This is a genomic window from Thiorhodovibrio litoralis, assembly GCF_033954455.1.
Classification (GTDB): Bacteria; Pseudomonadota; Gammaproteobacteria; order Chromatiales; family Chromatiaceae; genus Thiorhodovibrio; species Thiorhodovibrio litoralis.
Genome location: NZ_CP121473.1, coordinates 323,113 through 337,951 on the forward strand (window position 1 = coordinate 323,113; position 14,839 = coordinate 337,951).

At 57.5% G+C, this 14,839-nt stretch carries 15 protein-coding genes; 2 read left to right on the forward strand and 13 right to left on the reverse strand.

Going from position 1 to position 14,839, the window contains the following annotated elements; translation table 11 throughout:
• From flgL to Thiosp_RS01575, 13 genes are all read right to left on the reverse strand, one after another.
• Complete coding sequence (gene flgL / locus Thiosp_RS01515; protein ID WP_201069056.1) at nucleotides 1-1,290, reverse strand: flagellar hook-associated protein FlgL; 1,290 nt, start codon at nucleotides 1,288-1,290, stop codon at nucleotides 1-3.
• A 19-nt stretch (nucleotides 1,291-1,309) separates the two neighbouring features.
• Nucleotides 1,310-3,499: a flagellar hook-associated protein FlgK gene (gene flgK, locus Thiosp_RS01520; protein WP_201069055.1), complete on the reverse strand. Its 2,190-nt coding sequence runs from the start codon at nucleotides 3,497-3,499 to the stop codon at nucleotides 1,310-1,312.
• A 99-nt stretch (nucleotides 3,500-3,598) separates the two neighbouring features.
• Entirely contained in the window at nucleotides 3,599-4,630 is a 1,032-nt protein-coding gene (gene flgJ, locus Thiosp_RS01525; RefSeq protein ID WP_201069054.1) for a flagellar assembly peptidoglycan hydrolase FlgJ, read from the reverse strand.
• A gap of 34 nt (nucleotides 4,631-4,664) precedes the next feature.
• Nucleotides 4,665-5,762, reverse strand: coding sequence for a flagellar basal body P-ring protein FlgI (locus Thiosp_RS01530; protein ID WP_242519023.1), 1,098 nt, complete (start codon nucleotides 5,760-5,762; stop codon nucleotides 4,665-4,667).
• A 190-nt stretch (nucleotides 5,763-5,952) separates the two neighbouring features.
• A complete protein-coding gene (locus tag Thiosp_RS01535; RefSeq protein WP_201069052.1) occupies nucleotides 5,953-6,639 on the reverse strand; it encodes a flagellar basal body L-ring protein FlgH in 687 nt (228 codons plus the stop codon).
• 27 nt (nucleotides 6,640-6,666) lie between these two features.
• Nucleotides 6,667-7,458, reverse strand: coding sequence for a flagellar basal-body rod protein FlgG (flgG, locus tag Thiosp_RS01540; RefSeq protein WP_201069051.1), 792 nt, complete (start codon nucleotides 7,456-7,458; stop codon nucleotides 6,667-6,669).
• 86 nt (nucleotides 7,459-7,544) lie between these two features.
• The gene (gene flgF / locus Thiosp_RS01545; protein WP_201069050.1) at nucleotides 7,545-8,285 is read right to left on the reverse strand and encodes a flagellar basal-body rod protein FlgF; all 741 of its coding nucleotides are present in this window, start codon (nucleotides 8,283-8,285) and stop codon (nucleotides 7,545-7,547) included.
• A gap of 32 nt (nucleotides 8,286-8,317) precedes the next feature.
• On the reverse strand, nucleotides 8,318-9,766 hold the full coding sequence (flgE, locus tag Thiosp_RS01550; protein ID WP_201069049.1) for a flagellar hook protein FlgE: 1,449 nt from the start codon (nucleotides 9,764-9,766) through the stop codon (nucleotides 8,318-8,320).
• Nucleotides 9,767-9,799: 33 nt separating this feature from the next.
• Complete coding sequence (locus Thiosp_RS01555; protein WP_201069048.1) at nucleotides 9,800-10,471, reverse strand: flagellar hook assembly protein FlgD; 672 nt, start codon at nucleotides 10,469-10,471, stop codon at nucleotides 9,800-9,802.
• A gap of 12 nt (nucleotides 10,472-10,483) precedes the next feature.
• Entirely contained in the window at nucleotides 10,484-10,906 is a 423-nt protein-coding gene (gene flgC, locus Thiosp_RS01560) for a flagellar basal body rod protein FlgC (RefSeq protein ID WP_201069047.1), read from the reverse strand.
• Nucleotides 10,906-11,319, reverse strand: a complete 414-nt coding sequence (flgB, locus tag Thiosp_RS01565; protein ID WP_201069046.1) for a flagellar basal body rod protein FlgB — start codon at nucleotides 11,317-11,319, stop codon at nucleotides 10,906-10,908. The genes flgC and flgB overlap by 1 nt, the downstream gene beginning before the upstream one ends.
• A 132-nt stretch (nucleotides 11,320-11,451) precedes the next feature.
• A complete protein-coding gene (locus tag Thiosp_RS01570; protein ID WP_201069045.1) occupies nucleotides 11,452-12,264 on the reverse strand; it encodes a CheR family methyltransferase in 813 nt (270 codons plus the stop codon).
• A 91-nt stretch (nucleotides 12,265-12,355) separates the two neighbouring features.
• A complete protein-coding gene (locus Thiosp_RS01575; protein ID WP_201069044.1) occupies nucleotides 12,356-13,300 on the reverse strand; it encodes a chemotaxis protein in 945 nt (314 codons plus the stop codon).
• A 234-nt stretch (nucleotides 13,301-13,534) separates the two neighbouring features.
• On the opposite strand from Thiosp_RS01575, the gene flgA reads away from it, so the two are divergent.
• Complete coding sequence (flgA, locus tag Thiosp_RS01580; protein ID WP_201069043.1) at nucleotides 13,535-14,347, forward strand: flagellar basal body P-ring formation chaperone FlgA; 813 nt, start codon at nucleotides 13,535-13,537, stop codon at nucleotides 14,345-14,347.
• A gap of 138 nt (nucleotides 14,348-14,485) precedes the next feature.
• Nucleotides 14,486-14,812: a flagellar biosynthesis anti-sigma factor FlgM gene (flgM, locus tag Thiosp_RS01585; RefSeq protein ID WP_201069042.1), complete on the forward strand. Its 327-nt coding sequence runs from the start codon at nucleotides 14,486-14,488 to the stop codon at nucleotides 14,810-14,812.
• Nucleotides 14,813-14,839: the final 27 nt, after the last annotated feature.

The window sequence follows — 14,839 nt, forward strand, 5'->3', positions numbered from 1 at the left end:
TTAGAGGAAGTTGAAAAGCGACAGACGATTGGTCTGTACATAAGACTGCTGCGCGGCCTCAAGTGCAACCTGCTGAAACTTGAAGCGGCTGATGGCCTCAGCGTAATCGAGATCTTCGAGTTCGGACAGGGTCGAACGCAGATCAAGCTTGCGGCCCTCGTTCAGCTCGGTCTGGCTATCGATGACCTGCAGCCGGGTACCCACGGTGGCACGGATATCGCTCAAATGGTTGAAGCTTGCATCGAGATCCGTGAGGCCACGGTTAACGGCGTTGGTCAGATCAGCACGACTGCTTGGCCCGCCAACCGGCGTCTCGAGGGCGGTGGCGATTGCATCAAGTGTGTGGAAGAGTGAGACGTTTTCGGCCGGACGTGACGTGACAATGTCGCTCGGGTTCCCGGCGCCTCCGGCATTGGGTAAGCGCGGCGTGCCGCTGAGGACGAGCGAACGGCCTGCAAATTCAACCGGGCTGCCAGGGGAATAGTCGGTTGGGCCTAGCTCCACCCCGTTGGAAGCGCCGTTTGGCCCGAAGCGCTCGACCTGGTATTGGACCGTGCCAGCATTATCGAGAAAGCTGATTTCAAATGAATCAACGGCGTTATCGCCATCGAGAAAGACCCCGAGGTCGCTCACCTCCGTCTTTTCGATAACCACGGAGCCCCGAGGAATGGCGCCATTGTCAGCGCGAATGACATCTGCCGACACCCGTCCGTCGTTCTCCCGGATATTCATGAAGACGTCAGCACCATTGTCACCAATGGCAACATTTCGGAGCGATGTCATCGCGATTTCGCGCACCGACCCATTGCCTTCGGCACCGGTGTATGAAACAACCCCATCGCCGTCAATTTCGAAGGGTGTTGCAAGGGACTTGGTTCCAGCAAAGAGATACTCGCTATTCGGATCCTTGGTGTTAGCGACATCGAAAATTGCATCGCGAATTTCGCGGACTTCGCGCGCCATAAAGCCGCGAGTTTCGTCGGTTTGGCTGTCGTTCGCGCCTTGAATCACTAATTCTCGTACTCGCTGAAGTTGATCCGTCACGCCAGCAATGGCCCACTCTTCCTGCTGCAAACGCGGTTGGGCAAGATCGGCATTACGCTGAAATTGCTCGATCGATTGAATGATTTCCCGGAATTGCGCGCTTTGAGTCGCGCCTGCTGGGTCATCGGAAGGCGACAGAATGCGCTTGCCGGTGGATAGCTGCTGCCCGGTGCGGCTAAGCTCGGCCTGAGCCCGCTGCATGGACTCACTGCCGGCTCGAAAGATCTGTTCCGTTGAAACGCGCATTACTAGCTCCCAACCCGAATTAACGGATTGCCGCGAACAGGGTATCGAAGATTTGGTTACCGACCGAAATTACTTGGGCGGCAGCCTGATAAGCCTTTTGATATTTGATTAAATTAGCGGCTTCCTCGTCGAGATTGACCCCAGACAACTCGTCGCGCTGAACCTGGGCCGATTCACGCAGTGCAATGCTCGAATCACGAAATACCTGCGCCTGACGTGTGCGGGTCCCAACCAGCCCTAGGGTGCTGTTGTAGCTGTCGGCAAAGCTTTCTTGATTCTCGATGACTCGGTCCTCGGCCAGACCGGCTAGAGCGAGCATGTTACGGTTGTCACCTTCGCGGCCTTTGCTCAGTTCAACACCAAAGATATCACCCTCGACTGGGGTGCCTGCTATGTCAAGCTGCCAACCTTTACCCACAACCGTTGTTGGCGGAGGCTGATCTGCCACCGGTGGAGTTGAAGATTGCTGGATAATGTTAAAGGTGTCACCGTCTCCGGGGGTTCCCCGAATTTTCATCTCGAAACCATTTTCACTTATGGTTGTTGTGCCTGTCGGATCAATTGGAACAGAAGTGGATAATGGCGGCACGCCTCCCCCTGTGACCTCGAAAACCTGGTTGGTTTCGTCGTATTGAATATTGCTAGGCGCAAAATCCGTTGCATCGGTCACCTTGAATGACTCGATTTTGGTACCTCCGGCGTTTGGTCCGATCAAATTCGGTGGGTCGGCAAAATCATACTTCCCAGTAAATTCAGGGCTGAAAACCTGAAAATTGCCTCCTTGAAATAGCACGGCTGCGGGTACTTCGACATTTTCCTTGTCGGCTGGGGGCGGGTCATCCCGCCGCAGGTCGAGCATGCGCGTCGCGCCGTCATTGTCCGGGCTAGCGGTCGCGCCGGCGGCAGCAGCCACCTTACGCGGATCAACCATTTTGATGTCAAGTCGCTCAGCCGCGAAGCGGGTTGGTTGAATTATCCATTCATCCCTGTTCGCGGCTCCACCGATTGTGCTGGTGTCAACGATCAAACCGTCCACCTTGATAACCGGATCACCGGAAGAGTCAGCGACCACCGAGTTATCGTCCAGTCGCCTCAATTCAAAGTCAGACCCGTTGTAGCGCAAGGAATAATCGCTGGACGTCAAGTCCGTGATAGCGCCGGTGTTGAACTGCACATCAGGGTAATCGCTGCTGGCATTCCCGGGCTTTGCTCCAACGTACAGTTCCGGGGTGACAAAAATATCCTCGCCAGTGTCACCATTCAGATCCAGCCCGAGCTGGTTCTGTTGATTCATCGCCGTACTCATGACGACAGCAATCTGGCCGATGCTATTCTGTGCCGGGTCCAGTATCTGATCGCGAATTTCGATCAGACCGCCGAGTTCACCGCCGGTCATAAACTTGGTGATATCGTTTGCGTTACCGCCGGCACTTTTGAAGCCGATCCCATAGTTGCGGATGTCACCTGACATATTGCCAACGGTCAGTTCGTTGGTGATGCCGCCGAGCACTAGTGGTTGCCCGTTGCCGATAAAAACATTCATCGAGCGGTCTTCCTGCTCGAGCGTTCGGATGTCGATGATGTTGGAAAGCTCGGTCAGCACTCGCCCTCGTTCATCAAGCAAGTCGTTGGGCGCGCCACCTTGCCCCCCCGTCATGCCGTAGCCTTCAACAATGCGCTTGTTCAGGTCTTTTAGCGATGAGGCCAGGGCATTGACTTCATCGACATTAACTTTAATGTCTTGGTTGACAAGCTTGCGTTGCTCTTCGATTCTGGAATTCAGCTCATTGAATCGGCCGACCATGGATTCTGCTTCACCCAAAAATACGGTGCGGGCGGTGTTCGAGGTCGGGTCGCTCGCCACGTCGTTGGCTGAATTGAAAAAAGTTCGCATGGGCGGTGCCAAGCCAGTTTCGACATCCGCTAGCAAACGGTCGATACGTTCACTATATTCCGCCCGGGCCTCGCCATTGGCAGCATCGGAGGTGCTGTTTCGCAGTTGCACATCGACGAACTCGTTTTGCATCCTGCGGATGGACGAAACCTGCACCCCCTGACCAATGAAGTTGCCACCGAGCATTTGCGGAGTGCGCGCTTCAAGGTCGACACGCTGACGGCTGTAGCCATCCTTGGTGGCGTTGGAGATATTGTGCCCGGTGGTCGCGAGCGCACGCTGGAATGCCAGCAGCCCGGCGGTGCCGGTGCTCATGATGCTCATCTGCTTGCCCTATGGTGCATTTAACTGCCTGTTTTCCGGTTCCGCGCGCAACACCGCTTGCGTCGCGAGGCTCCTGCATCGCAACTTAAATTAACCTGCATGGGATGTAACGGTTGCGGAGGCGATTTCTTGAGTCGAATCCTTGGCCATCATAGCGTTCAGCCGGTCGTGAATGGACAAGATTTTGTTGGCATAGTTCGGGTCCGTGGCATAACCGGCGCGCTGCAAGCCCCGGACAAACTCGCGGCTGTTGGGGCTGGCGAGCACATCGCGGTAGCGCGGATTGCGATGCAAAAACTCGACATAATCCTGAAAGGATTCCGCAGGGCTCGGGTAGGCCCGAAAAGCCCAGCGCTCGCGCTGAGCCACGCCGTTGCGGTACTCGAGCGTGCCGACCGAGACCCGGTCCCCAGTCCAGCCGCCATGCGCCTTGATGCCAAAGAGGTTGTAACTGCTTTGGCCGTCGGCATGGCGTGGCACACGGCGACCCCAGCCGGTCTCGAGCGCGCTTTGCGCCAACAGTACATTCGGGTCGAAGCCTAGCTTGGCGGCGGCTGCTTCGGCTTGAGGTCGTAGCACCCGTAGAAAATCTTCGGGCGAGGATGGGGGCCAGTCGTTGGGGTCGAGCGGTGGCGCCTCGACTGAGGCTGAGGTTCTTCGCCAAGTTTGTGCGCTTTCTGCACCTTCACCAGCCCCCGCGGCAGAAGAAAGGGGACGCATCGGACGCAGGTAGGGGTTGCGTTCCGGAACGCGCAGATCAGCAGGGTCGGCCGCCTGCGCGGCGCTCGCGCTGGTGCGGCCGAGTTGTTGCATCAGCAGACCACGAAAGCCAAGCCCAGGACCCTCGCTGACAGATTGTGCGATCTCCTGATCGAGCATGTCGCGATACATATCGCTCTGGGCGGAGTCGAACAGGCCATCCCCCAAAGAGGTTGCACGCATCTGCTTGAGCATCTGCCCAACGAGCATCGCCTCGAAGGCGCGGGCAGTCGCTTCCAGCCCTTCACTGTCACCAGAGGTGGCTTGCCGGCGCAGGTCATGCAGGCCGGCCGGGTCAGTGGCCAATGCTCTACTGGCCTGATGGGTGGCCAGTGCCGAAATGCCAGTGTTGAGCTCGCGCATGGCAGCAGGTCCGTATTACCGGGGCAAGGGGCGGTCAGATTACCACCAGCTCTGCACGCAGGGCGCCAGCCTCGCGCAGGGCCTGGAGGATAGCGACCAGATCACCGGGGGCGGCGCCAACATTGTTGACAGCGCGGACGATCTCATCGAGCGAAGTGCCAGGATCAAACAAGAACATGCGGTTATCCTCCTGGGTGACGGCAATGTTTGTCTGCGGCGTTACCACCGTTTGACCACCTGCAAGTGCGTTAGGCTGCGTCACCTGCGGGTTTTCCGTGATGGTGACAGTCAGGTTGCCGTGAGAGACGGCGGCAGGCATGACCCGCACATTGGCGCCTATTACAATGGTGCCAGTGCGCGCGTTGATCACAACTCTGGCCGGCGGCGTACCGGGCTCAACCGGCAAATTCTCGAGTACCGCAACAAAGGCGACCCGGTCGCTTGGGCTGGTTGGCGCACGCACCTTGACTGATGCGCCATCGAGTGCCTGCGCCACCCGCCCGCCAAAGGCATCGTTGATGACATCCATCATGCGGCTGGCGGTTGAAAAATCTGGCCGATTGAGGTTTAGCACCAGCGAGCCGCCCTGGGAAAAAGAGCTGGGTACCTCGCGCTCGACTGTGGCGCCGCGCGGAATACGCCCGACGCTCGGAATATTGACGGTCACGCTGCTGCCATCAGAACCATCAGCGGTCAAACCGCCAACAATCAGGTTACCCTGTGCAACGGCATAGACCTGACCGTCCGCGCCCTTTAGCGGCGACATCAGCAAGGTACCGCCGCGCAGGCTGGAGGCGTTGCCGAGCGAGGAGACAGTTACGTCAAAGCGCTGACCGGCCTTGGCAAAGGGCATCAGATCGGCCGTGATCATGACGGCGGCAACGTTCTTGAGCTGCGGATTCACGTCCGCTGGCAAGGTGACGCCGAGCTGGGCGAGCATGTTCTTGAGGCTCTGCACGGTGAAGGGTGTTTGGGTGGTGCGGTCGCCGGAGCCGTCCAGCCCCACCACCAAGCCGTAGCCGACCAGTTGGTTGTCGCGCACGCCGGCAAAGTTGGCGATGTCCTTGATGCGCTCCTGTCCGGGGGCGGCACTAGGGATGGAATTGCCTGCTTGCAGCGGCATGCTGGCCATCAGGCCGACCAGCGCGGCGAACCAGGTGGCGGAGACGGTGGAGCGGTGTTTCATCGGTCGACCTCGTCAAATTCTTGGCGATTACCCGGGGCATTTCTGGAAGATGTCCGGGTGAGTGGCCGGATTGTCGCCGGCTCACCCAGGTTGAAGCAAATCGCGAGCCAGAATTCTTCAGCGGGCAGCGAGGTGCTCAGAATGGCATCAGCGCACTGACGAAGAAGCGCATGATCCAGCCCATCGCATTGCTGTCGGCCACAGCACCGGTTCCGCCGTAGTAGATTTGCACGTCAGCGACCTGAGTCGACAGCACGGTGTTCTCGGCGGTAATGTCAATGGGCCGCACGATACCGCGCAGGCGCACATATTCCTTGCCCTGATTCAGGCCCAGCCATTTCTCGCCCTGTATGACCAAATTGCCGTTGGGCAGTACCTCAGCCACCGTGACCGAGATATTGCCTTCGAGACTATTGCTTTGCTCCGAGTCACCCTGGCCGTCAAAGTTAGTTCCCGATTCCAATCCGGCCCCGAAAAGATTCCCTGACGGTTCAACTTGATGGCCAAGGATGTCTAGGCGCGTAAAGTCAATCCCGGCGGTGGAATCCTTGGTGACCGATGTTTTGGCAGTTTTCGTGGCATCGGTCTTTTCGACCAGTTGCACATTTAAAATATCGCCCACCAGCCTTGCTTTATAGTCCTCGAACAGCCCGCGACTCTGCGCAGCCTGAAAGATGGCGCCGTTGTTGTACTGTTGCGGCATCGGCGCAGGCGCGGAAGCGGCAAGAAATTCCGGGCTATCTCCGCGCTTCACCGGCATGGAATCGCAACCAACGAGAATGGCGGCGGACATAGTCACTGTGAGTATCTTGTTAAGCATCATGGTGCATTACTCTTGATCAGCCTGGCCTTAGCGGGCGAGGTTGTTGTTCGCGAACTGAATCATCGAATCGGCAGTCGACAAGGCCTTGGAGTTGGCCTCATAAGAGCGCTGGGTCTCGATCATATTGACGAGTTCCTCTGCGATATTCACGTTGCTGGTCTCAAGCATGCCTTGAATAAGACCACCTAGCCCGTTAATACCGGGTGTGGATTCCTGCGCGGCGCCGGATGCTGCCGTTTCCAGGAACAAATTCTCACCCATTGGCTGGAGGCCAGCCGGGTTGATAAAGTCCGCAAGCTGCAGTTGTCCAAGCTGCTGAGGCTCGGGTTGGCCGGGTAACTGTGCGTTGACGGTCCCGTCCTGGCCGATGGTAATCGAAAGGGTTTCTTCCGGGACGGTTAGCCCTGGCTGCAATGGATAACCGTTGGACATTACCACCTCGCCATCGGAGTTGACCTGGAAGCTGCCGTCGCGGGTATACCCCATGTCGCCATTGGGTAGCAGAATCTGAAAGAATCCGCGTCCTTCGATGGCGACATCTAAGGCGTTGTCGGTCAGAACCATATTGCCTTGTTGGAAGAGCTTTTCGGTTGCCACCGTGCGCACGCCGACACCCAACATCAGGCCGGATGGCAACTGAGTGTCCTGAGTCGCCTGAGCGCCTGGCTGGCGAATCGTCTGGTAGATGAGATCCTCAAAAACTGCGCGACCTTTTTTGAACCCAGTGGTATTGACGTTTGCGAGATTATTCGATACCACGGTCATCCGCGTCTGCTGAGCATCGAGCCCGGTTTTTGCCACCCATAGCGCTTGGTTCATGGTCTATTCCCTCCAGGCGGGCACTCATTGCCGCCCTGATTTTTGTTTCAGTTGCGCTCTGGAAATACGCGCAGATCAACTCGCACCTAGCTCATACCGAGCAGACGGTTGCTGGTTTTGCCAAGAGTGTCGGCGGTGCTCATCATCTTGACCTGGGTCTCGTAATGACGGGTGAGCTCCATCATCCGCGTCAGCGCCGCCACTGTATTGACATTGCTTGTCTCAAGCATGCCCGATGCCACCCGCACATTGGCATCGGCTGGTGCTTGAGCACCGTCGCGCTGCCGAAATAGCCCATCCTCGCCGCGAACCAAGTCTTCAATTGGCGGATTGACCAAGCGCAGACGCTCAACGGCCGCAAGCCCCTGCGCGTCACCTCCCAGCGGACGAATGGTCACGGTGCCATCGGTGCCAATAAGAATGCTCTCAGCCGGTGGTATCGCAATGGGTCCGCCATCGCCGAGCACGGGCAAGCCGTTACCGAGACGCATAATGCCCTGCGCATCGATGCGAAGATCGCCGGCGCGAGTGTAACCTTCGGTGCCGTCCTTGGCTTGTACTGCCAGAAATCCGTCACCCTGTATGGCGACGTCCAGGTCCCGTCCAGTGGTCTGCATGGCGCCCTGCCTAAAATCTATGGCTTCATCGGCTACCTGTACATAGTCTCGGGAGTCGTAAACCGGACCTCGCATAGGCTCGGTGTAGGCATATACGAAGGATTCGCGAAATCCATGCGTATTGGCGTTCGCTAGATTGTTGTTGTTGACTGCCTGCGCGTACATGGTCTGCTTGGCGCCGGTCATTGCCACATACAGCATGCGGTCCATGAAATCCCTCCAGCCTCAAAGGCCCGTTTGGCTTAACGCTTGATCTGCAGAACCGTCTGTGTCATTTGGTCGGAGGTTGAAATTGTTTTGGAGTTAGCCTCAAAATTTCGCTGGGCAACGATCAAATTGACTAGCTGAGTAGCCAGATCCACATTCGATGCCTCGAGGGCACTGGATTGAATTGTTCCGAGATCTCCAGTACCAGCTGCGCTGTAGACTGGATCGCCAGCGGCGAAGGTAGCCGCCCAGTTGTTGTCTCCGACTGGTTGCAGACCTTGGACATTATTAAAACTGGCCATTGCGACCTGCCCCAAGACCGACGACTGACCATTGGTGTAACGGGCAAATACCCTGCCTTCATTATCAATGTCAATCGTGGATATGGTCCCTGTTGTAAAGCCGTCCTGGTTAAGTTCGTTAATGTCGAACTGGGTGCCGTACTGGGTTGTGCCGTCTCCTGCGTTTTCCGGAGAGGTTGCACCAAAATTGATAGTGGTTACATTAGCCGCATCTGGGCTAAATTGGTTGGCTCCATTACCAAACGGTTCGCCATCAGGAAATGCCAAAGCCCAAACGAAAGCGTCATTATCCAGGGGCTGCGGTTGAGGACTCGGCATTTCCAAATAACCCTCAGGTGTAAAAACGAGTCTTGCTGCTTCTACCTCATTGCCAGGGCCTGTCGGGTCGCCACCGTTTGCACTTTGCATATACATCCGACCGTCGTCACCTTCAATCTCCATTCCCATGTAAACATCCCATTCCAAAGGGATTGGGTTGTCGTCGCCATCACGAGGCTTCACAAAATACAGGGTCAGCGTTCTTGGGGTGCCCAAGGAATCATAGACTGTAACAGCGGTGGAGTAGTTGTAAGTATCTGGGTCAGGTCTAGTAGGACTGCCTGGCTCACCTGGGTCTGGCCAGCCATCGTTATCCTGGGCCGTCCAGTCTAGTAGCGGAGGCTCGGCATCCGATGGTAGGTTAACCACCACGTCGACCTCTTTGGTGGCACTGGGTTCTGCATTACCCGTCTGAAGTTGCAGATCAGTTAATTCACCAGTTGCAAAGATGGTATCAAGATTGTTCGGCTCTGCTGGCTCAAAGCCTTGCAGATATTGACCATTATTATTGATGATAAAGCCTTCGCGATCGACCTTGAGCTCACCATTTCGAGTGTATTCGAGGCTCCCGTTTATTTTATCCTCTACCACAAAATAGCCATTTCCACTAATTGCAAGGTCTAGCGCATTATCCGTAAACTGAATGGTTCCCTGTGAGTGTTGCTGCGCCACATCAAGAACGCGAACACCCTGACCTGCCGCCGTATTGGAAAGCCCGGTGGTTGTAGTGGCAAAGAGGTCGCCAAACTCTGCGCGCGAGTATTTAAACCCCGTGGTCCCTACATTGGCAATATTGTTCCCGGTTACGTCAAGGTCTTTACTCGCTGCGAACAAACCGCTAAGACCAACATTAAAAGCACTCATGAGTTAACTCCCGTTTTTCAAATCTTACTGAGCTTAGCTAATACGCCTGACGTCTGAGAAGCCGATCGATTCCATGCCTGGCACGCTAAGCTCCAGAGTTCCGTCCTCACCGATAGCGACGGTCTCTACCCGCTTGTTCAGAAATGTTTCCACCGCTTCGGTACCCTCATTTCCAACCACGTTTGCGCGGAATTGATAGACACCCGGTGTTGCGGGGGTGCCATCACTCAGAAGACCGTCCCACTCGAACTGCTGCAAACCCGCGCCGGTATTTTCAAGCTCTAACGTGCGAACCGCCGCTCCACTAGCATCCAAAATCTCTATCGAGGCAGATGTTGCAGCGGTTTGAAGGTCAATGGCCCCGGAAATTGTTTCGCCTTCGTCGAGTTGGCTAAACTCAGCCGGGATTAAGACTTCATGGCCTACGAGAGTCGCCGCTTGGAGTGCCTGACCCTGACTCAAGGACTGCGACAGGGTTTCGAAAGACTGTGTCAAACTTTCAATGCCGGTTAACGTCGAAAACTGTGCCATTTGACCGATAAAGTCCGTGTTCTCGACGGGCTTCATTGGGTCCTGAGTAGAAAGTTGGACGGTCAGTAGTTTCAGGAAATCTTCTTGGCCTAATTCACCGCGCTGTTCAGTATTGACCTGGGGAGTCGGTGCGAGGCCAAGTGACTGCAAGGTCTCAGTAGAAAAATCTGACATTGTGCGGATTCCTTATTGCTGTCCGCCAATCTGCAGGGTGCGCTGCAGCAACTGACGTGTGGTATTCATGACTTCGACATTGGCCTCGAAGCTGCGTGAGGCGGACATCATGTTGGCCATTTCCTGGACCACGTTGACCGCGGGACGGAAGACATAGCCCTCCTCGTTTGCCTGTGGGTGATGTGGCTCATAGGTGATGATGGGCTCGTCTGGTCTGTCGACGATTCCTGCGACCCGCACTGGCGTATCTGCTCGCTCCGGGTTGTTACGATCAAGCACCGTCTGGAACAGCACTTCCTTGGGTTGATAGGTTTCTTCAGGGGTAGGAGCGCCTACGCTGGAGTTGGCCAGGTTGGATGCCACGGTATTGAGTCGCACCGACTGGGCAGTCAGCGCCGAACCCGAGGTATTAAAGATGCTAAAAAAGTTGCTCATCAGCTGCCTCCGGATTGCAGGGCGGATTTCAGACCCGAGACCTTGCGGTTGAGGAATTCGACGCTGCTTTGAAACTGCATGGCATTCTCGGCAAAGGCGGCGTGCTCGAGTTGCGGATCGACGGTATTGCCATCCAGCGCCGGTTGCGCGGGGACGCGATAGAGTCGCTCCGGCGGCATGTCGACGGCTCCGGCGGTGTCAGGCGGCAAGTGGCGGTCGTTGGTGCGCTTGAGCGGCAAGCTATTGCCGCGTCCGGCTGCCTGTGAGAGCGCGTCGCGAAAGTCGACGTCGCGCGCCTTGTAGTTGGGGGTTTCGGCGTTGGCGAGGTTTGACGCCAACAACTCGGTGCGGTCCGCCCTGACCAGAAGGGCTTGCGGCGAAATGCCTAGTGCTTTGTCGAGAGAGAGGCTCATGGCTTGTCCTGCATGGCTGACCCAATGTCTTGGTCATGAACAAGCAATGCCCGTGCCAGCCGAAGTAGGGCGGAGCAAGCAGGAGGAAATCGATGGGCAATCGCGCGCGGGCGCGATTAGGGGATGAGGCGATCAGACCCGGCGCAGGACCGAGCCGCGCGGGGTGCGCTCGAGTTCGAAGGCTTTGGTGTAGGGGGAGACAGACTCGGAAGCGCCAATGAAGAGATAGCCGCCCGGGTCCATCTGCCGGGCGATACCGTCAAAAACTCGACTCTTGGTTTCGGCGGAGAAGTAGATCAGCACATTGCGGCAGAAGACAATGTCGAACTTGCCGAGCGTGGCGTAGGAGTCGAGCAGGTTGAGCTTCTGAAAGCGCACCTGGCGCTGGAGCTCCGGCTTGATCTTGTGGCCGTTCTCGACGGTGTCGAAAAAACGCTTGCGGCGCTCCTCACTCAGGCCGCGCACGATGCTCAGGCCGTCGTAGATGCCAGTGCGGGCCTCGGCTAGCGCCGACTCAGACAAGTCGGTACCCACAATGCTGGCGCTTGGCGCTTTCATCGGATTGGCGCTGGCATACTCGCTCAGCACCATGGCAATGCTAAAAGCCTCCTGCCCGGTGGAAGCGGCGGCTGACCAGACGCGGATGGAGCGCTTGGAAGCAGCAAGGTCCGGCAGGATGATGTGGTGCAGCATCTCGAACGGGTAACCGTCGCGAAACCAGGAGGTTTCGTTGGTGGTCATGGCATCGATGACGCGCGACTTGAGCTTGGGCTGGGCCGAGCTGCGCAACGCTCGCAGCAGCTCCTCGACGCTGGCGAAAGAGAACTCCTCGAGCAGGCGCGACAGGCGGCTGGAGACCAGGTACTGGCGGTTTGAGCCGAGCACCAGCCCGCAGCATTCGCTCAAAAAGCGAGAAAATTCAGTGTAGTCCTGCGGGTCAATCACGGTAACATGGCGCAATTATCTGGCAAGTTGATCTGGCAAGGTGGTCCGGCACGCATCGGAGTCTTTCCGGGTGCTTCAAGGGGTCGCTACTTCAAGCCTCATGCGTTAGCTGCTGGCGAGTATATTTCAAGATGGCGGCGGCAAGCTCGTCAGGATCGAATTTTGGCAGAAAATGATCCGCGCCAGCACGTTTTACCAGATCGGCATTGAACTGACCGCTCAACGAGGAATGCAAGATCACATTCAAGTGTCGCAAATGCGGGCTTTCGCGGATCTTGCGCGTCAGCGTGTAGCCGTCCATGCGTGGCATTTCAATGTCGGAAATCACTAGCGCGATCTGCTCGTGCGCGGGTTGGGTCTGCTCAAGTGTCTCAAGGTACTCCAGCGCCTGGAGTCCGTCGGAACGCGCCTCGACTGCAAAGCCGAGATCCGACACGCTGCGCTCGATCTGTCTGCGCGCTACCATCGAATCATCCACCACCAGTACGCGTTGTGCGCCATCGCCCGCGACCGCACGCGCCTGCTCTTTGAACTCCGTTGAAACCTCGCGTGCAAGTGGGTTGACTTGCACGAATACCCGTTCAACATCGATGATTTCAACCCAGCGGTTGTCGATCTCCGTGACCGCCACCAGAAAGCTCTCGTGCTCGGTGCCGCGCGGCGGGGGCTTGACCTTTTCCCAACTGACATTCACGATCCGGTCCACATTCGAGACCCAGAAGCCCTGCACCGAACGATTGAACTCGGTGACAATGACCTTGGCGTCCTGATTTGGCGAAATTGTCTGGGCGCCGAAGCCGATGGCGCTGGCCAGATCGATGATCGACACCGTCTTGCCGCGGATGTTGGCGACCCCGCAAACAATAGCCGCCGAGCCCGGCAGCTGGCGCAGTCGTGGCTTGGCGATGACCTCGCGCACCTTAAACACATTGATGCCGAAGGTTTGGGTGCCACCGAGATGGAACAGCAAAAGCTCCATTCGGTTCTGCCCGACCATCTGCGTGCGTTGGTCGACATCGTCAATAAATTGACTCATTAAACCTCCAGACCCTTGGCCCCGATCGCATGGGTGCCACTCATTGGATGATAGCCTAAAAGCGGCAACATGGCTTAAGCCATCGGCGGTTTTTGGTCCGCTGGCTGGTCGCTGCAACCGCGACTACTGCTCGCGCCGGCGCGGTCGGTAAAAATGGCCTCGGTCTTGCATTCTCCTGCGCAACGAACAGGAGCCGAAATCGCCTCATCGCCCATAGGCAAGACGGAGCAAGAGATGCAAACTATCAACCTCAGAACCCCGCAACCGAGGCGCCAGCGTCTGGCGCCCAACTGGCGCTGGCTGATCAGTGCGCCCTTGCTATGCTTCAGCGCCCTTTTCCTGGTCCAAGGAATCAGCGGCCAAGTGGGAATCATCGCGCAGGCAAACGCGGCCGGCTTGGCCGCCACTGAAGAGATCGAGCCGGTTACCAATATCCAGCGCGCGGCCAAGACCTTTCTTCATCATGTGGCGGGCGGCGATGGCGGTGCGAAGGTCAAGGTCTCCGTCGACCCGGTCGACCCGCGGCTGCGCCTTAAGCTTTGCGAGCATGACCTTCAAGCCAGTCTGGCACCGGGTGCGCGCAAAACGGGTAACACCAGTGTGAAGATCCAATGTCAGGGGCCGGTGCGCTGGTCGTTGTTCGTATCCGCCCGCGTCGAGCGCTTTGGCGCGGTCGTGGTGGCCGCCGGCCCGCTGAACCGCAGCAGCATGGTCATGCCCACGGACGTCAAACTCGAGCAGCGCGAGACCGGTGCCTTGTTGGGCGGCTACTACGATGATCTGACCGATACCGTCGGCATGCAGGTACGCCGCTCGCTACGCCCCGGTGACATCATCACCGATTCCCACCTGAAAACGCCGCTCTGGGTTGAGCGCGGTCAACTCGTGCGCCTGCTCTCCGAGGGCGGCGGCATACGCGTCAGCATGAGCGGCGAGGCGCTGGAGGACGGCGGCGCGGGGGATCGCATCCGGGTGCGCAACAACTCAAGCGAGCGGGTTGTCGAAGGTGTCATCGAATCCCCTGGCGTGGTCAGGATTCCGCTCTAACCCGCTGGTTGCATCGCGTTGAAGCGGGGTGGCACGATGATGTTGACGCAATTCCATGGGTTTTCATTTCCCGTTGCCTTCGCCGTTAGGCTAAGATTCGGTTAAGGCCGCTAGCGAATTTTGACAGCAAGATGACCGATGGACATCAAAAACCTGGGAGCGAATAAAGGTCGCGCGGAGCGAGTCGGGTCTAAGGGCTCCCCGCGATCCGCTGGCAAAAGCGGTGCTGCCGGCAAAGCGGCGGGCACATCTGCTGCTGCAAGCTCCGCTGCAAACCAGGGCGAGTCGCTTGAGCTGACAGCCCTTGCGCGCGCGCTCAGCGCCGCGCAGGCCGACGCAGCCACCGCGCCTTTCGACGCCGACCGGGTGCAGGAAATTCGCGACGCCATTGCCGAGGGGCGCTATCCGATCGACAACCGGCGCCTGGCGGACAAACTGATTGAACTCGAGGGGTTGCTCGATTAACAAGGGTTGATTATCCGCGGCAAGCCT